This window comes from Serratia sp. ID 25-353, from assembly GCF_054792795.1.
This window is the reverse complement of record NZ_CM139236.1, coordinates 292,423-315,761: the sequence shown is the minus strand read 5'-3', so window position 1 is coordinate 315,761 and position 23,339 is coordinate 292,423. Positions and strand designations below refer to the sequence as shown.

Here is a 23,339-nt window from a genome sequence, read left to right as displayed (position 1 = left end):
TGTCGTCAACGGGTGAGCTTGCGAACAGTTTTCGCTATACTGCTAAGCCATCATTGAGTGCCGCAAAGGATCGAGCCCATGACAATGCGCGAGCTGGAAATCCAGTTTCAAAATGCGATGAATGAGTTGCAGAGCAGCTTCGAACGGCAACACCGCGAATGGCAGCAGAGCTACCAGGCGCTGCAGCAACTGCTGGAAGAAGCCAAACAGCGCGAAGCCGCGCTGCGGGCGCAGAATGAACAACTGGCGCGCAAGCTGAGCACCGCCAGTTCGGTGCCGGAACAGCATGCGCTGGTGAAGCAGATCAAAATGCTCGGCGCCCATCTGGACGCGCTAGCCAAAGACGCGGCCACCTTCAATCACCACCTGCGCCAACAGAGCGCGGTCGGTAATTTCAGCGGCGAACAGCATTGATAGCGGGCGCTGTCGCACAGCGCCTCCCGCCCCTCTTATGGCGTATTGAGAGTGTAATAAAGCCTAAATGACCTGGATCATCCTCGCCGCCCTGATCGTCGTATTCATTATCGGTTACCGCATCCTGACGTCCGACACCCGCAAAGCCATCGATTCGCTGGCCCATCTGCTGAGGGTCAAACCGATGCTGATCGAATCGATGATCCAGGAAATGGGCGGCCGCCAAAGCCAGACCTTTATCCGCATGCTGAACAACGGCTACACCGAAGAGATGCACCAGGCGGCTTATCTGCTGTTCATCTACCTGACGTTCATCAAACAGGCGGACGACGAGCAGATCGCCCTGTGGCGCGACGTGCTGCTGCGCGCCGGGCTGTCGCCGGAGCTGCACGCCGAGCACACCGAAGCGGCGCTGTTTTACTTCGCCGAGCTGGATATTGATGCGTTTGAACTGGCGCAGTTCCGCCGCGCCTACAATGAGCGTTTCAACCACGAAGCGTTGGCCCACGGCTGATCGCGTCCCCCGGTGCGGGGGACCGATTACAAGAACATGCTGAAGAGGTAGCGCGACAGCGCTTCGCGCGAGCTGAAGCCGTGTGCGATGCCGTAGCGCTGGTTCGGGGCGTCGCCGCTTAAATCCAGGGGAAATTCCAGATACTGCTCGCTGGTGCGCACCGGGGAGGTTGGCGTGGCGAAATGCACGCTTCTCTCTTTCAGCGCCGGGTGGATCACCAACGCGGTTCTGCCCATCCGCGCTTCGCGGTTCACATACACGTAGTGTGCACCCTTGCGGTAGCCATAGGCCTGATCGGTGACATAATCACGCTCAAAGCCGGTATTCTCCAACACTTTAGCCACTTCATCCGGCCGTAAATACATCGATTCCTCCTCTCATTCTGGACCGCTGAGCGACCTTACCGTAATCATTCACCGAAACAATGATTTTCTGGGGAGGAATCCGGGTTTCGGACTATTCCTGAATCAGGCCCGGCTGCGCTGCAGCAGGCGCAGAGTGAGCAACACGCCGAGCGCCACCAGCAGCGCCGCCGCCAGATAGATCGACGGCACGCCCGCTTGCCCAATCAGCAGCCCGGCCAGCGGGCCGGTGATGCCCAGCGCCAGGTCGAGGAACGCCGAATAGGTGCCGAGCGCCGTGCCCTGATTCTGCGGCGGCACCTGTTTCACCGCCTCGACGCCCAGCGCCGGGAACACCAGCGAGAAACCGGCGCCGGCCAGCAACGCACCGGTTTGCACCATCCAGGGTTCGCCGGCCTGCCAGATCAACAGCAGCCCGACGATCTCGACCAGAAACGACGCCAGCGTCACCTCCAGGCCGCCGTGGCGATTGATGACGTTGCTGAAGATCAGGCGGATGCCGACGAAGGCGCAGCTGAACAGCGTCAGCGAAAACGCCGCGCCGCTCCAACCTTTGTCGGCGTAGTAAAGGGTGATGAACGTGGCGATCACGCCGAAGCCGACGGTGCCCATCGCCAGCCCGAGGCCATAGGCCCAGATGCGGCCGAACACCGCGCGGAAGGCGATGCGTTGCCCGGCGGCGATCGAGACGTCCGGCTTGCCGCTCGCCAACAGCAGCGCCACCGCGACCGCCAGCACGATCAGCGCCGCCACCCCGGCCAATCCCCACTGCTGATTCAGGTACACGCCGAGCGGCGCCCCGGCCGCCATCGCCCCGTAGGTGGCGACGCCGTTCCAGGAAATCACCCGCGCGGTGTGCATCGCTCCGACCCTGCCGATGCCCCACAGCGTGGAACCGGTGCTGGCGAAGCTTTCGCCGACGCCGAGAAACACCCTCCCCACGCACAGCAACAGCAGGCTGAGCCACGGGTAATCGTCAATGCCGAACGCCAGCGCGTAAAACAGGCCGCTGGCACCGCAGCACGCCAGGCCGAACAGCACCACCTTCTTCGGCCCCAGCTGATCGGCATAGCGCCCGGCGTGCGGGCGGCTGAACAGCGTGGCGAAGTACTGCGCGCTGATGATAAGGCCCGCCAGCACCGAGTTGTAGCCCAGGTGGTCATGCACAAATCCCGGCAGCACCGCCAGCGGCAGGCCGATGGTCAGGTAGCAGACGAAGGTGAACATCACCACGGACAGAATGCGTCGGTTCAGCTGGAGGTTATTTTCTGCGGTCATCGAAGGTGGCTCGCATCGAACGGGGTAGACAGAGATTGCCAGCATACCCCGATGGGATCTGATGATAAATGAGAGATTTATAACGAATTATTATTTAACTAAGTCTTTGCTGTCTGCGCCATTCGCTGGGATTGGCACCATATACGCGCAAGAATTCGCGGTTAAAATTCGACTTGGTGGTAAATCCCGACTCATGCATGATTTCGGTTATCGGGCGGTCGCCGACAAGCAGCCTTCGCGCCGCCTCACCGATGCGCAATTGGTTCACGTATTGCGAGACATTCATCCCGGCATGCTGATTGATGGCCTGCGACACCCGGCGCGCCGGCAATCCACTTTTGCGCGCCAACAGCGCCAAATTCAGCTCCGGTTGCAAATAAAGATCGTCTTTCAGCAATCGCTGTTGCACCTGAACAAACCAGTGGTGGATCTGGTCATCATTCACTGCGACGACTTTAACAGGCTCCGGCGTTTCCTCGACCGGTTGCTCCGCCGGCCGGGTGCGGGACAAGACCAGGTACACGCCCAACGTAAGCAGCAGAGTGTCGACCGTCACCAACAGGCCGGCATGTCGCCCGCCAAACCAGGCAAAATCGAGGGTAATGATCAGCTCCGCTATCGCGACGGTGAACAATAAAATGGCTAACCCACGCCACAGACGGCAGCAGAGCCAGCTTTCCGCCAACACCACCTGCTTCAAACTATTCTCACCGCCGCGCAGTGCATACCACAAGGCCACGCCGTAAGCCGCATCGGCGGCAATAATCAACGCATCCAACCAAACTGGCGCATACCAGCTGGCCAACAGCGTCAGGCATAAGGGCGCAAAATGCCAGACATCGGTAAGCCGCAATCGCCCCTGCGTGCTCACCCGGAAGGCCAGCCAGACCAGCACCGGGATCATGACGGCGCCAATCGGCTGCAACCGGTTGAACTGCGTTAAGTCGTAACCGTAACGCAACCCCACCAGCAGGCTTTGCCATGCGCACAGCAGCAGTAACAGCTGGAAAACCCAACGCCGGGCGCTGGGCCGGCCAAGGCGAAGCAACAGCCCGCAGCACAGCAGGCTGAACAAAAAGGTAACGGGAATGAGCGGCATTCATTACGCCTGATCCAAAGAGACGAAGCGGAAAAGTGTATGGCGTGAAGTCTGTTAAAACAATAATTTAACGACCTTGATCGCGATCGAGGTCGCCGAGAGGCACAGCCGATGCCACCTTTGCGCTTTTGTCGTAATGAGGATGTGAGGATGAAAAAGTTACTGTCTCTATGGCTGCTGCTGTGCACGACGGCCAGCGCATCGCCTTATCAGATCGCCATTCATGATGAAGAGTTTTCCCGGGGTTCGCGCACGCTCGCCAGCCGTATTTATTATCCCACCGAGGCCGAAGGCCCACGACAAAACGTCGGTGCCAATCCGGTATTCACCGGTATTGCCGGCCAAATTGACGCACCACCGGCCAAGGGCGCCTTTCCCTTGGTGGTGTTCAGTCACGGCAGCGGAGGGAACAATACCAGCCAGGCCTGGCTGGCGGCAGCGCTGGTTAGCCAGGGCGTGGTGGTGATTGCCGCCAACTCACCCGGCAGTACCACCGGCGACTCAGTCCCGGCGCAGTCCATCAATCTTTGGCGGCAAACCGAAGATATCTCCGCGCTGATTGACGCGATCGGCGCCTCCCCTCGCTGGGCTGCTCTCGTCAACCCTCACGCCATCGGCGTTGTCGGCCACTCCAAGGGCGGTTACAGCGCCATCGCGGCCATCGGCGGCAGAGTCAGACTGGCAGATTTCATCGCCGGTTGTCGGCAACGGCCGCAGTCACCCAATTGCCGGTTCTATACCCAGGCCAGGGTTGACCTGACGCAGGTCGCCGCCGATCGGTTCGATGCCGATTATACCGACCCGCGCATCCGCTTTGCCGTCGCCCTCGATCCCGGCATGGTGCCCTATCTGCGGCCGGAGAGTTTGCGTCACCTAAACGCACCCTTGTTGATTATCGAACCGCAAAACTATCTGCCAAGCGAGAAAGGCTCGCGTTTGGATGGGGCATCGCTGGCAGCTAACGGCGCTGAACAGCCTATCCGCGCACAGCGATTAACCCGCGGCAATCATTTCGATTTCTTACCCATTTGCCAACCCAACGGCCGCAAAATTTTGGCCTCTGAAGAACAGGAAGCAGAGGTACTATGCGCAACCACGCCTGCCCAACGTGCATGGGTACATCAGCAAACGGTGGCGGCAATATTGCCGTTCATTCGCCCCTGGCTACCCGCGCGCGCAGAAAATCGATAAACGCCCGCACCTTTTCCGGCACATGGCGGGTGTTCGGGTAAAGCGCATAGATGCTCTGCTCGGGGAAACGGTGATCCGGCAGCAACCGCTGCAGCCGGCCGGCGTCGATTTCGGGCTGCGCCAACCACGCCGGCAGCAGCGCCACCCCGACCCCATGCAGGGCGAACGCCAGCAATGCCGCGGCGCTGTCGCCGGTGAGCGTGGCAGCGTCCGCGACCTTGAACAGCACCGCTTCGCGCTGCGGCGTGGCCACCTGCCAGCTGAGCGGTGAACTGAGCCGGCTGTGGGCGATCCACTGCGCCTGCGCCAGATCCGTCAGCGAATGAATCGGTCGGTCGGCCAGATAACCCGGCGACGCCACCGGAAAAATGGCGAAGCTGTCGATCAGCGCCGCGCGGTGGCTGGAATCCGCCAGCTGGCCCAGGCGGATCGCCACGTCAAAGCGCTCCGAGATCAGATCGGCGTGATAAGAAGAAGACACATGCTGGATGCGCAGCCGCGGGTGCTGTCGCGAAAATGCCGCCAGCGCCGGCACCACCACCTGCGCGCCGTACTCCGGTGTACTGGTGATGCGCAGCACGCCGCTCAGCCCGTGATGATCGCGGCGCACGTCGTCCAGCACGTTTTCCGCCTCCTGCAGCAGCTGCAGGCTGCGCTGGTAAAAGCGTTCGCCGGCGTCGGTCAGCGACAGCCGCCGGGTGCTGCGCGCCAGCAGTGACACCCCCAGCTCGTTCTCCAGCTGTTTGACGTTAAAACTCACCACCGCCTTGGTTTGCCCCAGCGCCGCCGCCGCCGCGGTAAAGCTGCCCGCTTCCACCACCGCCGCAAAGATCGCCAGGCGCTGCAAATTCAGCATTTCGCCGCCCTTATTGTCAAAATAATTTTGACAGTGTAATCGCCTGTCGCCGATTTATCCGCACTTTTCCCCCCGATACACTGCTCGCCTTCAACCGGAGGCACCATGTCTTATCGCAGCAAAGTGGCAATCGTCTATCTGCTCGGCTTTTTCGTCGATCTGATCAATATGTTTATCGCCAACGTCGCCTACCCCGCCATCGGCCAGGCGATGCGGGCATCGGTCAGCCAACTGGCGTGGGTCAGCAACGGCTATATTCTCGGCCTGACGCTGGTGATCCCGCTCAGCGCTTGGCTGGCGCAGCGCATCGGTGGGCGGCGGGTCTTTCTGCTGTCGCTGACGCTGTTCATGCTGGCCACCCTCGGCGCAGGCAACGCCGACAGCATCGGCGCGCTGATCGGCTGGCGTACCCTGCAGGGCATGGGCGGCGGCTTGCTGATCCCCATCGGCCAAACGCTGACCTACCAGCTGTACCGCAGCCATGAACGCACCGGGCTATCGGCGGCCATCATGCTGGTGGGGCTGCTGGCGCCGGCGCTGTCACCGGCGCTGGGCGGCTGGCTCGTCGATCGGCTGGACTGGCGCTGGGTGTTTTTCGCCAACCTGCCGCTGGCGGCCCTGGCCCTGGCGCTGGCGGCCCTGTGGCTGCGCGCGGAAACGTCGACGGCGGTGCGTAAACCGCTCGACGGCAAAGGGCTGCTGAGCGCCTGCGCGGCGTTGACGCTGCTGCTGCTCGGCCTGACCCGGCTGAGCGAGGCCGGTCATCAGGCTTCCGGCGCGGCGCTGCTGGCCGCCGGCTTGCTGGTGCTGGCGTACTATCTGCGTTATAGCCTGCGCGCCCCACAGCCGCTGTTGAACCTGCGGCTGGTCGGCGATCCGCTGCTGCGCAACGCCATGGCGGTTTATTTGTGCATTCCCGGCCTGTTCATCGGCGTCAGCCTGGTGGCGATGCTGTATCTGCAGAACCAACTGGGGATGCCCGCCGCACAGGTCGGCGGCCTGATGCTGCCCTGGGCGCTGGCGTCGTTCCTGGCCATCACGCTGACCGGCAAAACCTTTAACCGCCTCGGCCCGCAGCCGCTGCTGATTGCCGGCTGCCTGTTGCAAGGTGCCGGCATGCTGACGCTGGCGCAGATCGATCAGGCCGGGCAGTACGCGTTGCAGATCGCCGCCTTCGCCCTGATGGGGTTTGGCGGCAGCCTGTGCAGCAGCACCGCGCAGAGCAGCGCGTTCCTGCAGATCCCCGACGCTCAGCTGGCGGACGCCAGTGCGCTGTGGAATATCAACCGCCAACTCAGTTTTTGCCTCGGCGTGGCGCTGCTCAGCCTGTTGCTGAATCTGCTGCTGACCGTGTTGCCGCCCGCAGCGGCCTACCGAACCTGCTTCATTCTGGCGGGCGCCAGCGTATTTATCCCGCTGTTGCTGTGCCTGCGCCTCGCCAACCGCGCCATCGTGCGCCAACTCAACGCTCAACAGGATGCTTTATGAACCCGTATTTTACCGAAGTGATCGACGCCCACATCGCCATTGAACGCTGGCTGGGCAAAGGGGCCGGAGAAGAGCAGGCGTTGCTGGCGCGCTTTACGCCGGATTTCAGTATGATCGCGCTGAACGGCGCTCCGCTGGATTTCGCCGCGCTGTGCGCCTTTTTCCGCGCGCATCGCGCCGCCAAACCGGGATTGGAAATCGTGATAGAAGAGATGAAGCTGGTGGCCGAATGGCCGACGGGCGCGGTAGTCAGCTACCGGGAAAAACAGAGCCTGCCGGGGCAAAGCGCCACGCTGCGCTATTCCACGGTGGTCTTTGAACGTCTGCCCAACGCGCTCGGCTGGCGGCATTTGCACGAAACTGCCGCGGTGCAATAATTACAGAAAGCTGCCGGCCAAAAACAGTTCCCAACCGACGATCGCTCCGCACAGGGTTACCGCACTGAAAATGACTTCAAACAGATAGCGATTGATCATCGTTCGTCGCCTCAAAAGAAGACACCCGGAAGAACCGGGTGTCTGGAGTACGGGCTGGAGAGTGCGGAACCTTTCGGTTCCGCAACCATCACTTAATTAAGCTTTTTTACCGGCTTTTTTGTGGTGTTTTTTAGCGGCCTGAGCTTTCTGCACTGGCGCTTTTTTGTGGTGTTTTTTAGCAGCCTGGGCTTTCTGAGCTGGCGCTTTTTTGTGGTGCTTTTTAGCGGCCTGAGCTTTCTGGGCTGGCGCTTTTTTGTGGTGCTTAGCTTTCTTGTGGTGCGTTGCTTTAGCTGGCGCTTTTTCAGCAGCAGCCGCTGGCGCAGCGGTAGTGGTGGTCGCAGCTGGCGCGGTGGTGGTAGCCGGAGCAGTAGCTGCAGTATCAGCAGCGAAAGCAACAGAAGACAGACCCATAGTGGCAGCAACGATCAGCGCTAATACTTTTTTCATCTTTAAATCCTCAGAGTGTTGTTTCGGTAAGCTCCGGTGGAGCCGTTGAAACAGATACTAGTAGAATCAAACTGCCGCTTCCGTGAGTGATTGGTTTCGCCGAGTAACCAAATGTACAAAGCCCAGACGCCGGCAAACACCTGCGTGACGGCGGTTTTTTTCCGTGATCGGCCACACAATTCTCGACATGGTCTACACTTAAAAGACATGTGTCGAAATGGAGAGCTGAATGTTTAAGAAAGCGGAAAGAACAGAACGCGATATCGATCAGGACGTCACTCTGTTGGCCGATACGCTGGATGAAGTGTTGCGCGAGTCCGGTGACAAGACCAAAGAGGAACTGAAAGAGCTGCACAGCAAGGCGAAAGGCGTGCTGCGCGACGCTCGGGCGCGGTTCAATGGCTCCACCAGTCTGACACAGCATGCGCGCGACGCGGTCGATCAAGCCGACAGCTACGTGCGTGACAAACCTTGGCAGGGCGTAGGGATCGGTGCCGCCGTCGGCATCGTGCTCGGCGTGCTGCTGGCCCGGCGTTAACACCCCTGCAGTCATAAAGATAAAACAGATGTGCGTCTGGCCCGCGGAAATCGCGGGCCGTTTAATTTAGGCGTTTGAACAGCTGCGCCAGCCCCTGCACCGCCCGCTCCGTCTCCTCTCGCCGGCTGAAATTGGCGAACCCCAGCAGTAACCCTTGCCCCGCCGGATGGTCGATTTGCCAGTCCGACAACGCCTGCACCGCCAGCCCCTGCTGCCAGGCTTGCGCCGCCAACGGCTCATCCGCCACGCCGTCACGCAGCCGGGCCAACAGCTGAATACCGCCCTGTTGCGGCACCGTCGTCAGCCACGCCCCCAACTGCCGTTCCAGCGCCTGCGTCAGCCACTCGCGCCGCTGACGGTACAGCGGCCGCATGCGTTTCAGGTGGCGGTAGAAATGCCCCTGCCGGATAAAATCCGCCACGCCGGCCTGCAGCAGCGGCGGGCACCCGCAGCCGCGCAGCCGACTGCTGCGCGCGAATGTCTCCGTCAGACCGACGGGCACCACCAGATAAGCCATGCGCAGCGCCGGGAAAAGCGTTTTGCTGAAGGTGCCGGCGTACAGCACCCGCCCCTGAACATCGAGGCTTTTCAGCGGCGGCAGTGGCCGCCCGTGGTAGCGAAACTCGCTGTCGTAGTCATCCTCGAGGATCCAGGCCCCGCGCTGCTGCGCCCAGTCGAGCAGCGCCATGCGCCGCGTCAGGCTGAGCGAGACGCCGAGCGGGCTTTGATGGGTCGGCGTCACCACCGCCAGCCGCGCCTCAGGCGCCGTCAGCATACCGGCGGCCACGTCCATGCCCTGTTCATCCACCGGCACAGCGACCGGCCTGACGCCGGCGGCCCGCAGCAGCGGGCGCGTAACCGGATAGCCGGGATCTTCGATCCATACCGCATCGCCGGCGTGCAACAGCGTCTCCACCACCCAGTCCAACAGCGCCGGATAACCGGCACAGAGGAAAACCTGCTCCGGCCGGCAGCTGATGCCGCGCGACAAATGCAGATAATGGGCGATCGCCTCACGCAGCTCAGGCAGGCCGCCGGCCGGCGGCAGCGCCAGAGAAGCCACCGTGGAACCGCGCAGCTGACGGGCGACAATGCGCTGCCATAACGCCCGTGGAAACGCATCCAGCGCCGGTAGCCCCAGTTGGAAAGGCTGCAGCATACCCTGCGGTTGCAGCGGATCGGGCGCCATCGCCGCCAGCAGTGGCGCAGCGGATACCGCGCCCGACGGCATGTGCGGCAACTGTGGCGAGACATAGGTGCCCGCCTGCCCGCGACTCTGCAAAAAACCTTCGGCGATAAGTTGCGCGTAGGCGCTTTCCACCGTGGCGCGCGCCACGCCCAGATCGCTCGCCAACCCGCGTACTGAGGGCAACCGGCTGCCCGCCGCCAGGCTGCCCTGGGTAATGGCGTCTTTAATCCGCTGGTAAATCTGCCGGTACAGCGGCTCGGCGAGCCGGCTGTCCAGCCGCAGCGAGGTCAGGAAAGATGGCATCATGGCCCGGTTAAATAATCATTTTATGGCCCTATAGCATAGACCATAAGGCCGCTAAAGTAGCGCCATAATTTCGTTACTACCGATTGAGGTTGACCATGATTAAGCAACGTTTGAACTATGCCGAGCTGGCGCCCGCCCCGTACAAAAATATGGTGAGCGCGCTGATGGCGCTGGAGAAAGGCGCCCTGGACAAGGCGACCATCGAATTGATGTTTATGCGCGTTTCGCAGATCAACGGCTGCGCCTACTGCCTGGATATGCACGGCAAAGCGCTGCGCGAAAGCGGCTTCAGCCATGCCAAGCTGGATACGCTGGCGGGCTGGCGCGTCAGCCATGAATTCAGCGAGCGCGAACGCGCCGCGCTGGAATGGGCCGAGTCGGTGACGCTGATCGCCGCCACCGGCGCGCCGGACAGCGCTTTCGAGGCGCTGAAGGCGCACTTCAGCGACGTCGAGATCGCCGATCTGACCTTCGCCATCAGCATCATGAACGCCTTCAACCGGCTGGCCGTCAGCATGCGCCAGTAATACGCTCGCCTCCCCCTCTTGACTGAGAGGGGGAATTCCACACCCGCAAAAATTTTTTCCCTCGCCTTTTCCAGCCCCGACGCGGCCTGCGCCCCCACCCCCACAAAACACCATATATAGCGTGGTTGATAAAACAAATATCAACATATAGTATTTTATGGGTCAGCCGCAGGGAGTGTCGTTCGGTTGATAACGCCGTCAGAAACGCCAGGAACGATGCTCCGTTATCTGACTTGTCCGCCTTTCCTTCAGCCTAAAGGTAAATGCGAATCATGAGCATTATTATTTACAGTAAACCGGACTGTGTCCAGTGCAACGCCACCTATCGCGCATTTGATAAACAGGGGATTGATTATCAGGTGATCGATCTCACCCAGGATCAGCAGGCGCTGAACCACGTAAAATCCTTAGGTTATCAGCAGGTTCCGGTGATTATCGCCGGTGACGATCACTGGTCCGGTTTCCGGCCGGACAAGATCGGCGCGCTGGCACTCACCTGCTGAGGCCCGCCGATGAATCCGCTGGTCTATTTCTCCAGCAGCTCGGAGAACACCCATCGGTTCGTTGAGAAACTGGGCCTGCCGGCGATCCGCATTCCGATCGCCGGCGCCCGCAGCAAATTGCTGATGGAACAACCCTATATCTTGATCGTACCCAGCTATGGCGGCGGCAGCGCCGTCGGCGCGGTGCCGATCCAGGTGATCCGCTTTCTCAACGTTCCGCAAAACCGTTCATACCTGCGTGGCGTCATCGCCGCCGGGAACACCAACTTCGGCGCAGCGTACGGCATCGCCGGCGACATCATCGCCAAAAAATGCCAGGTGCCTTTTTTGTACCGCTTCGAGCTGCTCGGCACGACGCAAGACGTTGAAAACGTTAGACAGGGAGTAACCGCATTTTGGCAACGACAGAATTGACCAGGCCCGAGACGGGCGCGCTGGATTACCATTCGCTCAACGCGATGCTCAATCTTTACGATGCGGAAGGCCGGATCCAGTTCGATAAAGATCGGCTGGCGGCGCGGCACTACTTCCTGCAGCACGTCAACCAAAACACCGTGTTCTTCCATAACCTGGAGGAAAAGCTGCGCTATCTGGTGGAGGAAGGCTACTACGAGCCGCAGGTGCTGGCGCAGTACGAATTCCCGTTTATCAAGCAGCTGTTCCAGCAGGCCTATGCCAAAAAATTCCGCTTCGAGACCTTCCTCGGCGCCTTCAAGTACTACACCAGCTATACGCTCAAAACCTTCGACGGCAAACGCTATCTGGAGCGCTACGAAGATCGGGTATGCATGGTGGCGCTGACGCTGGCGGCGGGCGACACCGGGCTGGCGCAGGATCTGGTGGAGGAGATGATTTCGGGTCGCTTCCAGCCGGCCACGCCGACTTTCCTCAACTGCGGCAAACGCCAGCGCGGTGAGCTGGTCTCCTGCTTCCTGCTGCGCATCGAAGACAATATGGAATCGATCGGCCGGGCGGTGAACTCCGCGCTGCAGCTGTCGAAACGCGGCGGCGGCGTGGCCTTCCTGCTGAGCAATATTCGCGAGGTGGGCGCGCCGATAAAGCGCATCGAGAACCAGTCCTCCGGCGTCATTCCGATCATGAAAATGCTCGAAGACGCCTTCTCCTACGCCAACCAGCTCGGCGCGCGCCAGGGGGCCGGCGCGGTGTATCTCAACGCCCACCACCCGGACATTCTGCGTTTCCTCGACACCAAGCGGGAAAACGCCGACGAGAAGATCCGCATCAAAACGCTGTCGCTGGGGGTGGTGATCCCGGATATCACCTTCGAGCTGGCGAAGAACAACGAAGAGATGTACCTGTTTTCGCCCTACGACGTCGAACGGGTGTACGGCGTGCCGTTTTCGGAGATTGCCGTTAGCGAGAAATATCGCGAGATGGTGGACGACAAGCGCATCCGCAAATCGCGCATCAACGCGCGCGAGTTCTTCCAGGTGCTGGCGGAGATCCAGTTCGAATCCGGCTACCCCTACGTGATGTTTGAGGACACGGTCAACCGGGAGAACCCGATCGCCGGGCGGATCAACATGAGCAACCTGTGTTCGGAGATCCTGCAGGTTAACCGCGCCAGCACGTATCACGAGGATCTGAGCTACGATCGCATCGGCAAGGACATCTCCTGCAACCTCGGCTCGCTGAACATCGCCAAAACCATGGACGCGCCGGACTTCGGCAAGGCGATTGAAACCTCGATCCGCGCGCTGACCGCGGTGGCCGACATGAGCGATATCCGCTCGGTGCCGTCAATAGCCGAGGGCAACCGCAGCGCCCGCGCCATTGGCCTGGGCCAGATGAACCTGCACGGTTACCTGGCGCGCGAGCGCATTTTCTACGGCTCGGAAGAAGGCATCGACTTCACCAACCTCTATTTCTATACCGTGGCCTATCACGCCCTCCGCGCCTCGAACCGGCTGGCGATAGAACGTGGCGGCGCCTTCGACGGCTTTGAGCACTCCCGCTATGCCAGCGGCGAGTACTTCGACAAGTACACCGAACGCGACTGGCTGCCGCAGACCGAGCGGGTGCGCGAGCTGTTCGCCGCCGCCGGCATCGCCATTCCGGGCCGCGACGAGTGGCGCGCGCTGCGCCAGTCGGTGATGATGCACGGGCTGTACAATCAGAACCTGCAGGCGGTGCCGCCGACCGGTTCCATCTCGTACATCAACAACGCCACCTCCAGCATCCATCCGATCGTCTCGCGCATCGAGATCCGCAAGGAAGGCAAGATCGGCCGCGTTTACTATCCGGCGCCCTACATGACCAACGACAACCTGGCGTATTACCAGGATGCCTACGAGATTGGTCCGGAAAAGATCATCGATACCTACGCCGCCGCTACGCAACACGTCGATCAAGGGCTGTCGCTGACGCTGTTCTTCCGCGATACCGCCACCACCCGCGACATCAACCGTGCGCAGATCTACGCCTGGCGCAAAGGCATCAAGACTATCTACTACATCCGCCTGCGCCAAATGGCGCTGGAAGGCACCGAGGTGCAGGGCTGCGTGTCCTGCGCGCTGTGAGGCAACTTATGACGACCCTAACATCGGCGCCGCTGGTGCGCGCCATCAACTGGAACATCATCGAAGACGACAAGGATCTGGAGGTGTGGAACCGCCTGACCTCCAACTTCTGGCTGCCGGAGAAGGTGCCGCTGTCCAACGATATCCCCTCTTGGGCCACGCTGACGCCAAAGGAACAGCAGCTGACCATTCGGGTGTTTACCGGGCTGACGCTGCTGGACACCATCCAGAACACCGTCGGTGCGCCGGCCCTGATAGCCGATGCGCTGACGCCGCACGAAGAGGCGGTGTACTCCAACATCAGCTTTATGGAGGCGGTGCACGCCCGTTCGTACAGCTCAATTTTCTCCACCCTGTGCCAAACGCCGGACGTGGACGACGCCTACCGCTGGAGCGAGGAAAACCGTGCACTGCAAAAGAAAGCCGGCATCATTCTGGCGCACTACCGCAGCGACGATCCGCTGCTGAAGAAGGTCGCCAGCGTGTTCCTCGAGTCGTTCCTGTTCTATTCGGGCTTTTATCTGCCGATGTACTGGTCGAGCCGCGCCAAGCTGACCAACACCGCCGATCTGATCCGCCTGATCATCCGCGACGAGGCGGTGCATGGCTACTATATCGGCTATAAATTCCAGAAAGGGCTGGAGAAAGTGGACCCCGCACGGCGCCAGCAGGTGAAAAACTTTGCCTTCGATCTGATGCAGGATCTGTACGATAACGAGGTGCGTTACACCGAGGAGCTGTACGACGGCGTCGGCTGGACGGAAGACGTGAAGACCTTCCTGCACTACAACGCCAACAAGGCGCTGATGAATCTGGGGTATGAGGCGCTGTTCCCACCGGCAATGGCGGAGGTCAACCCGGCGATCCTGTCGGCATTGTCGCCGAACGCCGATGAAAACCACGACTTCTTCTCCGGTTCAGGTTCATCTTACGTTATCGGCAAGGCGGTCAACACCGAGGATGAGGACTGGGATTTCTGAGGGCTGGCTGGCCGTATCAGGAAAAGGCTTTCGCGGGAGTGCGACGTGTCGTGCTCCCGCGACTATGTGTTTTGCTTGAAGGCCGCACGCAGCTCAAGCCGCCGCCAAATAGCGCGTTTCTCCGCGTCGCCGGCGGTCGGCCAGGCAGCGATCTCCGCCCGCGTGCGCCGGCATCCCCGGCACTGCTGGGTTTCGTCGTCGATGCGGCACAGGCTGACGCAGGGCGATCTCACGCCGTGCTGGAATTGCTGATTGTCACCCGCCATAAACCGCCCTTGATGTGATGTGTGCCGCCACAGGATACCCGATCCGGCGGCGGCGCGTCGTCAATCAGATGATACCGCCGTTGGCGCGCAGGGTTTGGCCGTTGATCCAGCCACCGTCGGCCCCGGCGAGGAAGGCCACCGCCGCAGCGATATCGTCCGGCGTGCCCAGCCGCTCCAGCGGCGCCATCTTCGCCAGCCGCTCGATCAGCTCCGGCGTTTTACCATCGAGGAACAGCCCGGTGGCGGTCGGCCCCGGCGCGACGGCGTTCACCGTGATATTGCGGCCACGCAGCTCTTTTGCCAGCACGCTGGTCAACGCTTCTATCGCCGCCTTGCTGGCGGCGTACATGCCGTACCCCGGCTGCAGCAGCCCGACTACGCTGGAGGAGAAGTTGATGATGCGGCCGTTATCCCGCAGGCGTTTCGCCGCTTCACGCATCGTGTTGAAGCTGCCTTTCAGGTTGATGTCGATCAGACGATCCGCTTCTTCATCACGCATGTCCGCCACCGGCGCCAGCGCGATCACCCCGGCGTTGTTGATCAGCACGTCGACGCCGCCAAACGCCTGTTCGGCGCTGTCGAACAATCGGGAAACCGCAGCCGCATCGCTGACGTCGGCTTTGGCGCCGAGCGCGCGGCCGCCCGCCTGTTCTATCTTGCGCACCAGCTCATCGGCCGGCGCCGGGTTGCCTGAATAGTTAATGATGACGGTAAAACCGTCGGCGGCCAGACGCTCGGCGATGGCGGCGCCGATGCCGCGCGATGCGCCGGTGACGATGGCGACGCGTTGAGTAGCGTGATTCATGAATATCTCCTCATCGGGTTAATGTACCGTCATCATGCACCTTTCGCTGTGTCGAATAATCCCCTATTCTTCGACATCACAATCCGAAATAAGCGAACAATTATCATGGACAGGATCGATGCCATGCGCCTGTTCACCCGCGTGGTGGAACAGCGTAGCTTTACCCAAGCGGCGCAGGATCTTAACCTGCCGCGCTCCACCGTGACCGACGCCATCAAACAGCTCGAAGCCCGGCTGCAAGTCAGGCTGCTACAGCGCACCACCCGCCACGTCAGCCCGACGCTGGACGGCGAAGCCTACTATCAGCGCTGTCTGAGCATTCTGGCGGACATCGAAGAGGCGGAGATGGCGTTCGCCGGCGCCAAACCACGCGGGCTGCTGCGCATCGAGGTGCACGGCACGCTGGCGCGCCATTTTTTGTTGCCCGATTTGCCTGATTTCTTGGCGCAATACCCGGATATCGAACTCTCTATGAGCGAAGGCGATCGGCTGGTGGACGCGCTGCGGGAAGGCATCGACTGCGTGGTGCGCGTCGGCAAACTGCGGGACAGCGACATGGTGGCGCGCCGCCTGGGCGAGCTGGAAGAGGTGACCTGTGCCGCCCCGGCCTACCTGCAGCGCTTCGGCACGCCGCAAAACCTGGACGATCTGCGCCATCACCGCATGGTGGGCTTTCGCTCTTCGGCGACCGGCGCGCTGATGCCGCTGGCGTTCACGGTGGCGGGGCAAGCGCAGCCCATCACGCTGCCGGCAACGGTGTCGGTCAACGCGGCGGAGAGCCTGGTCGCCGCCGCCCGCGCCGGGTTGGGCATCATTCAGGTGCCGCGCTATCACCTGCGCGGCGATCTGGCCGACGGCAGCCTGTTGCCGCTGCTGCCGGATTGGCCTTCTCCACCGATGCCGGTCTCGCTGCTTTATCCGCGTAACCGCCAGCTGTCGCCGCGGGTGCGCGTGTTTCTCGATTGGTTCAGCCGGGTGTTCGCCGAGCGGAACCGGTAGCGACCAAGTGCGTTACAGCGCGCCGTAATTCAGCGGCACCCAACCGTACCCTTCCCCCTGGCGGTTCAGGTAGCCCAACCCTGGGAACGACAGGTGTGCGCCGCCCACCAACTCGCTCTGCCGCGCGCTATCGCCGAACACCCGCAGCCGCTGAGCGACCGCCGCCTTGGCGTCGCTGTCAAAGCTGATAGCCACCTTCGGATGCGGCATCTGTACCGCCGCCACGTGGATCAGATCCCCCAGCAACAGCAGCTTTTTGCCCTGGCTCGTCACCTGATACACGCTGTGCCCCGGCGTATGGCCGTGAGCGGCGAACGCGGCGATGCCTGGCGACAATTCACCGTCACCGCTGAACGGCTTAAAGTGGCCAACCGCCTGGTACGGCTTGATCGCCGCCATGGCCTTTTCGAAATTGCCTTTGTTCTGCGCTTTGGCCTGTTTCAGTTTGTCCGCGCTCAGCCAGAAGTCCGCGTCCTGGCTGGCGGCACGCACCACCGCATTAGGGAATACCGCCTTGCCGTCGTGCGTCAGGCCGCCGAGGTGATCCGGGTGCATATGGGTCAGGTAGATCTCATCCACCTGCTCCGGCTGGTAGCCCGCCGCGCGCAGGTTATCCACCAGTTTGCCCAGACCGTCGCCCAGCAGCTGGCCGGCGCCGCTGTCGATCATCACCAGCTTGTCGCCGGTATTGATCAGATAGGCATTGACCGAGGTGACCACCGGCAGGCTTTGATGCCGCTCGGCCAACCCGGCGGCGATCTGCTGCGGCGTGGTGTTCAGCAACAGCTTGTCCACCGGCAGGCGAATGACGCCGTCGGACAGCGCGGTCACTTCAAAGCTGCCCAGCATGATGCGATAAAATCCCGGCGTCGAGGTTTTGGCTTGCGGCGCGGCGGCCCCGGCCTGTAATGACATAACGGCCAGCGCCGCGCCCAGCAGACAACGTTTCCAGAACATGATGACTCCTTGCGAGAATTGAACAGCGCTAAGTATTGACGCAAAAAGCCCGATGCGCCTGTTTAATAAATGCCTTTGATAAATATATAAATAATATATTTATTATGAATAATTTTGTTTGCCGAGCCACACAACCCCAATCCATATTTTCTCGCTCGCCACTTGGTTATTTTCCTTACTCCCTAAACCAAGAGTGAGGAAATATCATGAACTATCAATTCGAAAATCTGGTCTTTGAAGGCGGCGGCGTAAAAGGCATCGCCTATGGCGGCGCGCTGGAATTGCTGGAAGCCAAAGGCATCATGCCGCAGATCAAGCAAACCTCCGGCGCCTCGGCGGGCGCCATCGCCGCGCTGCTGGTCGGCCTGGGCTGCAGCTCGGCGGACGTCACCAAAATTCTGTCGGCGATGGATTTTAAAAAATTCCTCGATTATAACGGCGGCTTTTTCGGTACGCTCCAGGACGCCTACCGCCTGTTCAATCAATACGGCATCGCGCCCGGCGATTATTTCTATCAATGGTCGCGCGATATTATCAAGCAATATACCGGCAAGCCGGATATTACCTTCGAGCAGTTCGAAGCGATGAAAACGGCGAAGGGGTTCAAGTCGATTTACTTTATCGGCGCCAACCTCAACAGCGGCCAGCGCGAGGTCTATTCGCATCGCACCACGCCGCGCATGAAAGTGGCGGACGGCCTGCGCATTTCGATGTCGTTCCCGTTCGCCTTCGTGGCGAAGAACAATACCCTGGGCGACCTGTGCATCGACGGCGGCATGATCGACAACTACCCGGTGCGGCTGTTCGACTATGACTTCTCCGCCACGCCGCCTTATATCGACGCCTCCAGCCAGCGCATCAACACCCGCACCCTGGGCCTTCGCCTGGACTCCGCCGGCGAAATCGCCCAGGCCGCCGGGCAGGCAGGCCCGCGCACGCCGGTCAACAACCTGTTTGATTTCACCCTGGCGGTGGCCAACGTGATGCTGGACATCCAAACCAAGGTGCACCTGGACAGCGACGACTGGAAACGTACCGTGTATGTCGACACGCTTGACGTCGGCACGCTGGAGTTCGGCATCAGCGAGGAGAAGAAACGCGCGCTGATCGAATCCGGCCGCCGCGGCGTAGAGCGCTACTTCGCCTGGTACGACGCCGCCATGAAACAGGCGGCGTAACCCCCCATCCACCCCGCCCGCGCGTGCGGCCGGCGCGCGGGCAAAAAAATCCCCGCGGGGGCGGGGAAAGGCAAAGTAACGCTAAGGATTTCTAGGAGTTATACGAAGAATTTGGCCAACACCAGCAGCGACAGCGAGACGTTGATCGCCCCCCCGATCCGCGTGGCGATCTGGGCGAACGGCATCAGCGACATGCGATTGCCGGCGGTGAGGATCGCGACGTCGCCGGTGCCGCCCTGCCCGCTCTGGCAGCAGGAGACAATCGCCACGTCGATAGGGTGCATGCCGATTTTCTTGCCGACGAAGAAACCGGTCGCCACCAGCGCGCTGACGGTTGTGACGATCACGATCAGATTCTGTACGGTGAACGCGTCCACCAGCTCCTGCCACGGCGTGATGGCCACGCCGACCGCGAACAGGATCGGATAAGTCACGGCGGTGCGGAAGAATTTGTACACCACCTGCGAGCCTTCCTGAATGCGCGGCGACACCCCGTGCGCCAGCTTCACCGCCACGGCGGCGAACAGCATGCCCACCGGCGCCGGCAGGCCGATCAGGCGGTGCAGCAACATGCCCACCATATACAGCAGGATGGCCAGCAGCGCGCCGCAGGCGATGGTGCTGACGTCCACCTTGCCGCTGATTTTTTCCACCGCGTTCATGTCGCTGTCGCCCTGCTTGCTCGGCATCAGGCTGCCTTCGCCGGTCAGGTGCGGATAACGCTTGCCCAGCTGGTTGAGCAGGCCGGCGATGACGATGGCGGTCAGGCTGCCGAGCATCACGATCGGCAGAATGCGCCCCAACGCCACGCCCTGCTCCATGTGCAGGATCGCCGCGTAGCCCATCGACAGCGGGATCGCCCCTTCACCCACGCCGCCGGCCATGATCGGCAGGATCAGGAAGAAGAAGATCTGGAACGGCTCCAGGCCCAGCGCCATGCCGACGCCCATCCCTACCAGCATGCCGACAATCTCGCCGCACAGCATCGGAATGAAGATGCGCAGGAAGCCCTGGATCAGCACCTGGCGGTTCATGCTCATGATGCTGCCGACGATGATGCAACAGATGTAGAGATAAAGAATATTGGTCGATTTGTAGAACTTGGTGGTCGACTCCACCACCACGTCCGGTAGCAGGCCGTAGTGCACCAGCGCGGAAGGAATAAAGGTGGCGCAGATCGCCGCCGCGCCCATTTTGCCGATCAGCGGCAGGCGTTTGCCGAATTCGCCGCAGGCGAAGCCGAAGAACGCCAGGGTGGCCACCATTACCACGATATCGCTCGGCAGCTTGCCTTCCAGGCAGTCGAGCAGAATCAATACGCCGGCCAGAATAAAGAACGGTAACGGAATAATCCCTACTTTATAATTGTCCAGTATCCGCCACCATTTCTCACGCAGAGGAATATCGGCGGCCTTGTCTTTGGCTACGAGGTAAGAATCATCTGTTGTGCTCATAATCTGGCCTCTTATTAGTTTGTTCAGCCATCATAGAGAAGCGCACGGATTATCTGCTGTGATTATGTTCAAAGTTAAAAAGGGTTTTTAATGGTGGTTATGGTTTCTATGGGGTTAATTAAGATTATGTAAAAACCGACGTGGTTTTAATGGTGTTAATACCGCTTTTATTTTAAAGCTTATCAACTTTATCGCAGACGAACAATTCTCGTCCGGTTCACTCTAATCCCGTGTGAGGGATCACAAGTTGATCGGGCGCAATATTACAGACCCCGCTTCTCGTGATAGGGTAAGGCTTCAAGATCTCTTTACGGTGAAGCTCCGCCATGCGGCTCAAACTCTCATTTCAAATCAAGCTGTTTCTTTGCCTGGTGGCCTTCTCCTGCCTGCTGCTGACCTGTATCGGTGCCTATACCTATTACCAGCTGGATGCGCAGCTGCACCGCGATCTCGGCGCCCGCGCCCAGGTGCAGGCGCGGGAAATCGCCCTCATTCCTTCGCTGGTCGACGCCGTGGAAAACAACGACGCCGCCAGAATTGCCGCGCTGATGAAAAAAATCCGCGCCAGCAGCGACGCCAGTTATATCGTCATCGGCGATAATCACGCCCGCCATCTTTATCATTCCGAATATGAAGGCCGCCTGGGCACGCCGATGATCGGCGGTGATAATAAAGAGGTGCTGGAAGGAAAAAGCATTATTTCCATTCGCAAGGGCGGCATTGGCGTTTCATTACGCAGCAAGGCGCCGATCCTGGATGAAAATAATCACGTGATCGGCATCGTTTCCGTCGGCTATTTGAAATCGCATATCGATAATTTAAATGCCAGGACGTTGACGCAAATTATCGGCTCTATCGTCCTGCTGCTGATCGCCCTGTTCGTCTTTTCCTGGCTGCTGTCGAAAAACCTCAAGCGCCAGATGTTCTGGCTGGAGCCGAAAGAGATCGCGCTGCTGGTGCGCCAGCAAAAAGCGCTGCTGGAAGCCATCTATGAAGGGGTGATCGCCATCGATCCGCAGATGCGGATCATCACCATCAACCATGCGGCGCGCGAGCTGCTGGATCTGCACCAGCCCGCCGCCGGCTTGCTGGGCCGGCCGATCGGCGACGTAATTCAGGCACAGCCGAACTTCTTCGCCGCCGCGCAGCTGGGCCAGGATACGCACGACGAAGTGTGCCGCTTCAACCACGTGCGGGTGATCGCCAGCCGGGTGCGCATCATGCAGGAGCAGGAGCTGCAAGGCTGGGTGATCAGCTTCCGCGACAAGAACGATATCAATACCCTGAGCAGCCAGCTCAGCCAGGTGAAACGCTATGCCGACAATCTGCGCATCATGCGCCACGAGCAGTTGAACTGGACCGCCACGCTGGCCGGGCTGTTGCATATGCAGCGCTACGACGAGGCCATTCGCTATGTGGAAGCCCAGTCGGAGGGGGCGCAGGAAATCCTCGATTTCATCTCGCAGCGCTTCAGTTCAGCGGCGCTGTGCGGCCTGCTGCTGGGCAAATACTCCAGCGCCAGAGAAAAAGGCATCGAGCTGCGCTTCGATCCGGCCTGCCAGCTGCGACAGATCCCGGCGGCGCTGAATGAGACCGAACTGATGTCGATCGTCGGCAACCTGTTGGATAATGCGGTGGAGGCGACGCTGCACTGCCCGGCCCCGCACGACGCGATCGAGCTTTATATCAGCGACGGCAGCGACGAACTGGTGATCGAGGTGGCGGATCGCGGCACCGGCATCGCCGAGGAGATTCGTGATACGCTGTTTGAACAGGGCGTCACCACCAAAGCGGATAAAAGCGACCACGGCATCGGCCTGCATCTGGTCGCCAGCCACGTGGCGCAGGCGCACGGCAGCATAGAAGTGTCGGACAACGAGCCGCACGGCGCGATATTCTCTATATTTATCCCTAAATAAAACCCATAACCCGATTTTTTGAGCACCCGATTATGTCACACCAAGCACTGGACGTTCTGATCGTGGAAGACGAGCCGCAACTGGCGACGCTGCACGCGGAGTTCATCGAGAAAAATTTCAACCTGCGGGTGGTGGCTTACGCCGCCACGCTGGCCGAAGCGCGGGCCAAAGCCAATGCACATCAGCCGCGGCTGATCCTGCTGGATAACTTTCTGCCGGACGGCCAGGGCATCGAGCTGATGGAAGAACCGGCGGTGAAGAACCCCGCCTGCTCGGTGATCTTCATCACCGCCGCCAGCGACATGCATACCTGCAGCCAGGCGATCCGCAACGGCGCCTTCGATTACATCATCAAGCCGGTGTCCTACAAGCGGCTGCGCAATTCGCTCGAACGCTTCATGCAGTTTGTGCAGACCCAGCGCACCTTCAAGATCATCGATCAGGATAACGTCGATGCGCTGTACAACCTGCAGTCGAAGCAGTTCTCCAGCGAGCCGAGCGCCAAAGGCATCGAAACCAATACCCTCGAGCTGGTGCAGGCGCTGTTTATCGCCCAGCCGGCGGTGGCGCATGCGGTGGAAGACGTGGTTGAGCAGGTCGGCATCAGCAAGACCACCGCCCGCCGTTATCTGGAATACTGCGTCGCCACCCAGTTCGTGCGGGTGGAAATGTTGTACGGCAATATTGGCCATCCGCGGCGGCTGTATCGCAAGGCCTGAGGCTGCCATCTGGCTGTCATATTACGGCGATAACATAGCGCTCGACGATATCCCCCTCGATATCGGCACCTGTCGTTAAAACTGATGAAATACTGATGACTTTTACCCGGCCTCTGGTCGGGTTTTTTATTATCCGAACGGCAGGCGTAAAACCGAAATAGCGCATTGCCCCACGCCGCGTTATTTCCCCGAAAACCAAACCATTATGGTGAATAACGGCCATCAATTTTGAGTCACGGGCCAAATTACCATAACTAATTAAAACCTTGATGTAAACCACTAATATCCCATTTAAATGACATTGAGGGTTGTCTCAGATATTCACTGTGTTAGG

26 protein-coding genes are annotated in these 23,339 nt (G+C 60.4%); 15 read left to right on the top strand and 11 right to left on the bottom strand.

Annotated elements, in window-relative coordinates:
* Positions 1 to 78: 78 nt before the first annotated feature.
* Entirely contained in the window at positions 79 to 414 is a 336-nt protein-coding gene (locus tag ACYF6X_RS01410) for an MbeD/MobD family mobilization/exclusion protein (RefSeq protein ID WP_004928976.1), read from the top strand.
* A 67-nt stretch (positions 415 to 481) separates the two neighbouring features.
* Entirely contained in the window at positions 482 to 928 is a 447-nt protein-coding gene (locus tag ACYF6X_RS01405) for a DUF1198 family protein (protein ID WP_063990622.1), read from the top strand.
* Positions 929 to 954: 26 nt separating this feature from the next.
* Here ACYF6X_RS01405 and ACYF6X_RS01400 read toward each other — a convergent pair whose 3' ends face one another.
* The 3 genes from ACYF6X_RS01400 to ACYF6X_RS01390 form a co-directional block, all read right to left on the bottom strand.
* A complete protein-coding gene (locus tag ACYF6X_RS01400; protein WP_063990623.1) occupies positions 955 to 1,293 on the bottom strand; it encodes a DUF2002 family protein in 339 nt (112 codons plus the stop codon).
* Positions 1,294 to 1,395: 102 nt separating this feature from the next.
* Entirely contained in the window at positions 1,396 to 2,568 is a 1,173-nt protein-coding gene (locus tag ACYF6X_RS01395) for an MFS transporter (protein ID WP_130018120.1), read from the bottom strand.
* A gap of 94 nt (positions 2,569 to 2,662) precedes the next feature.
* Positions 2,663 to 3,667 carry a helix-turn-helix domain-containing protein gene (locus ACYF6X_RS01390; RefSeq protein ID WP_130018119.1) on the bottom strand — a complete coding sequence of 335 codons (1,005 nt, stop codon included), beginning with the start codon at positions 3,665 to 3,667 and terminating at the stop codon, positions 2,663 to 2,665.
* Between the two features lie 111 nt (positions 3,668 to 3,778).
* Here ACYF6X_RS01390 and ACYF6X_RS01385 point away from each other — a divergent pair, with 111 nt between their 5' ends.
* Positions 3,779 to 4,858: an alpha/beta hydrolase family protein gene (locus ACYF6X_RS01385; protein WP_242512558.1), complete on the top strand. Its 1,080-nt coding sequence runs from the start codon at positions 3,779 to 3,781 to the stop codon at positions 4,856 to 4,858.
* On the opposite strand, the gene ACYF6X_RS01380 is transcribed toward ACYF6X_RS01385, so the two are convergent.
* Positions 4,818 to 5,714, bottom strand: coding sequence for a LysR family transcriptional regulator (locus tag ACYF6X_RS01380; protein ID WP_130018117.1), 897 nt, complete (start codon positions 5,712 to 5,714; stop codon positions 4,818 to 4,820). The two genes, ACYF6X_RS01385 and ACYF6X_RS01380, sit on opposite strands and share 41 nt — an antisense overlap.
* Before the next feature lie 105 nt (positions 5,715 to 5,819).
* Between ACYF6X_RS01380 and ACYF6X_RS01375 the strand changes: the two genes are divergently transcribed.
* Positions 5,820 to 7,202 (top strand): MFS transporter, encoded by a 1,383-nt coding sequence (locus ACYF6X_RS01375; protein ID WP_130018116.1) that lies wholly within the window; start codon positions 5,820 to 5,822, stop codon positions 7,200 to 7,202.
* The gene (locus tag ACYF6X_RS01370) at positions 7,199 to 7,579 is read left to right on the top strand and encodes a DUF4440 domain-containing protein (protein ID WP_130018115.1); all 381 of its coding nucleotides are present in this window, start codon (positions 7,199 to 7,201) and stop codon (positions 7,577 to 7,579) included. The genes ACYF6X_RS01375 and ACYF6X_RS01370 overlap by 4 nt, the downstream gene beginning before the upstream one ends.
* A 195-nt stretch (positions 7,580 to 7,774) precedes the next feature.
* On the opposite strand, the gene asr is transcribed toward ACYF6X_RS01370, so the two are convergent.
* Positions 7,775 to 8,125, bottom strand: coding sequence for an acid resistance repetitive basic protein Asr (gene asr / locus ACYF6X_RS01365; protein ID WP_004928953.1), 351 nt, complete (start codon positions 8,123 to 8,125; stop codon positions 7,775 to 7,777).
* A 229-nt stretch (positions 8,126 to 8,354) separates the two neighbouring features.
* Here asr and ACYF6X_RS01360 point away from each other — a divergent pair, with 229 nt between their 5' ends.
* A complete protein-coding gene (locus tag ACYF6X_RS01360; protein WP_004928950.1) occupies positions 8,355 to 8,663 on the top strand; it encodes an ElaB/YgaM/YqjD family protein in 309 nt (102 codons plus the stop codon).
* Between the two features lie 61 nt (positions 8,664 to 8,724).
* Here the strand turns inward: ACYF6X_RS01360 and pdxR are convergent, their stop codons facing one another.
* Positions 8,725 to 10,158, bottom strand: a complete 1,434-nt coding sequence (gene pdxR / locus ACYF6X_RS01355) for a MocR-like pyridoxine biosynthesis transcription factor PdxR (RefSeq protein ID WP_130018114.1) — start codon at positions 10,156 to 10,158, stop codon at positions 8,725 to 8,727.
* A gap of 95 nt (positions 10,159 to 10,253) precedes the next feature.
* On the opposite strand from pdxR, the gene ACYF6X_RS01350 reads away from it, so the two are divergent.
* From ACYF6X_RS01350 to nrdF, 5 genes are all read left to right on the top strand, one after another.
* Entirely contained in the window at positions 10,254 to 10,685 is a 432-nt protein-coding gene (locus ACYF6X_RS01350; protein ID WP_130018113.1) for a carboxymuconolactone decarboxylase family protein, read from the top strand.
* A 272-nt stretch (positions 10,686 to 10,957) separates the two neighbouring features.
* Positions 10,958 to 11,188 carry a glutaredoxin-like protein NrdH gene (gene nrdH, locus ACYF6X_RS01345; protein WP_004928934.1) on the top strand — a complete coding sequence of 77 codons (231 nt, stop codon included), beginning with the start codon at positions 10,958 to 10,960 and terminating at the stop codon, positions 11,186 to 11,188.
* Between the two features lie 9 nt (positions 11,189 to 11,197).
* Positions 11,198 to 11,602, top strand: coding sequence for a class Ib ribonucleoside-diphosphate reductase assembly flavoprotein NrdI (gene nrdI, locus ACYF6X_RS01340; RefSeq protein WP_004928930.1), 405 nt, complete (start codon positions 11,198 to 11,200; stop codon positions 11,600 to 11,602).
* A complete protein-coding gene (gene nrdE, locus ACYF6X_RS01335; RefSeq protein ID WP_130018112.1) occupies positions 11,584 to 13,728 on the top strand; it encodes a class 1b ribonucleoside-diphosphate reductase subunit alpha in 2,145 nt (714 codons plus the stop codon). The genes nrdI and nrdE overlap by 19 nt, the downstream gene beginning before the upstream one ends.
* Before the next feature lie 8 nt (positions 13,729 to 13,736).
* Positions 13,737 to 14,708: a class 1b ribonucleoside-diphosphate reductase subunit beta gene (gene nrdF, locus ACYF6X_RS01330; RefSeq protein WP_130018111.1), complete on the top strand. Its 972-nt coding sequence runs from the start codon at positions 13,737 to 13,739 to the stop codon at positions 14,706 to 14,708.
* A gap of 62 nt (positions 14,709 to 14,770) precedes the next feature.
* Here nrdF and ACYF6X_RS01325 read toward each other — a convergent pair whose 3' ends face one another.
* Positions 14,771 to 14,974, bottom strand: a complete 204-nt coding sequence (locus ACYF6X_RS01325) for a DUF1289 domain-containing protein (RefSeq protein ID WP_063990632.1) — start codon at positions 14,972 to 14,974, stop codon at positions 14,771 to 14,773.
* A gap of 64 nt (positions 14,975 to 15,038) precedes the next feature.
* On the bottom strand, positions 15,039 to 15,779 hold the full coding sequence (locus tag ACYF6X_RS01320; protein WP_130018110.1) for an SDR family oxidoreductase: 741 nt from the start codon (positions 15,777 to 15,779) through the stop codon (positions 15,039 to 15,041).
* 105 nt (positions 15,780 to 15,884) lie between these two features.
* Here ACYF6X_RS01320 and ACYF6X_RS01315 point away from each other — a divergent pair, with 105 nt between their 5' ends.
* Positions 15,885 to 16,778 (top strand): LysR family transcriptional regulator, encoded by an 894-nt coding sequence (locus ACYF6X_RS01315; RefSeq protein ID WP_063990634.1) that lies wholly within the window; start codon positions 15,885 to 15,887, stop codon positions 16,776 to 16,778.
* Between the two features lie 12 nt (positions 16,779 to 16,790).
* On the opposite strand, the gene ACYF6X_RS01310 is transcribed toward ACYF6X_RS01315, so the two are convergent.
* Positions 16,791 to 17,735, bottom strand: a complete 945-nt coding sequence (locus tag ACYF6X_RS01310; protein WP_130018109.1) for an MBL fold metallo-hydrolase — start codon at positions 17,733 to 17,735, stop codon at positions 16,791 to 16,793.
* Between the two features lie 206 nt (positions 17,736 to 17,941).
* Between ACYF6X_RS01310 and ACYF6X_RS01305 the strand changes: the two genes are divergently transcribed.
* Positions 17,942 to 18,913, top strand: coding sequence for a patatin-like phospholipase family protein (locus ACYF6X_RS01305; protein WP_107228090.1), 972 nt, complete (start codon positions 17,942 to 17,944; stop codon positions 18,911 to 18,913).
* Positions 18,914 to 19,011: 98 nt separating this feature from the next.
* On the opposite strand, the gene ACYF6X_RS01300 is transcribed toward ACYF6X_RS01305, so the two are convergent.
* Entirely contained in the window at positions 19,012 to 20,367 is a 1,356-nt protein-coding gene (locus tag ACYF6X_RS01300) for a 2-hydroxycarboxylate transporter family protein (RefSeq protein ID WP_033635692.1), read from the bottom strand.
* 326 nt (positions 20,368 to 20,693) lie between these two features.
* Between ACYF6X_RS01300 and ACYF6X_RS01295 the strand changes: the two genes are divergently transcribed.
* Both ACYF6X_RS01295 and ACYF6X_RS01290 read left to right on the top strand, forming a co-directional pair.
* A complete protein-coding gene (locus tag ACYF6X_RS01295; RefSeq protein ID WP_130018108.1) occupies positions 20,694 to 22,286 on the top strand; it encodes an ATP-binding protein in 1,593 nt (530 codons plus the stop codon).
* Between the two features lie 32 nt (positions 22,287 to 22,318).
* A complete protein-coding gene (locus tag ACYF6X_RS01290) occupies positions 22,319 to 23,005 on the top strand; it encodes a response regulator (protein ID WP_033635694.1) in 687 nt (228 codons plus the stop codon).
* A 16-nt stretch (positions 23,006 to 23,021) separates the two neighbouring features.
* Here the strand turns inward: ACYF6X_RS01290 and ACYF6X_RS01285 are convergent, their stop codons facing one another.
* The gene (locus tag ACYF6X_RS01285) at positions 23,022 to 23,285 is read right to left on the bottom strand and encodes a hypothetical protein (RefSeq protein ID WP_130018107.1); all 264 of its coding nucleotides are present in this window, start codon (positions 23,283 to 23,285) and stop codon (positions 23,022 to 23,024) included.
* Positions 23,286 to 23,339 lie beyond the last annotated feature (54 nt).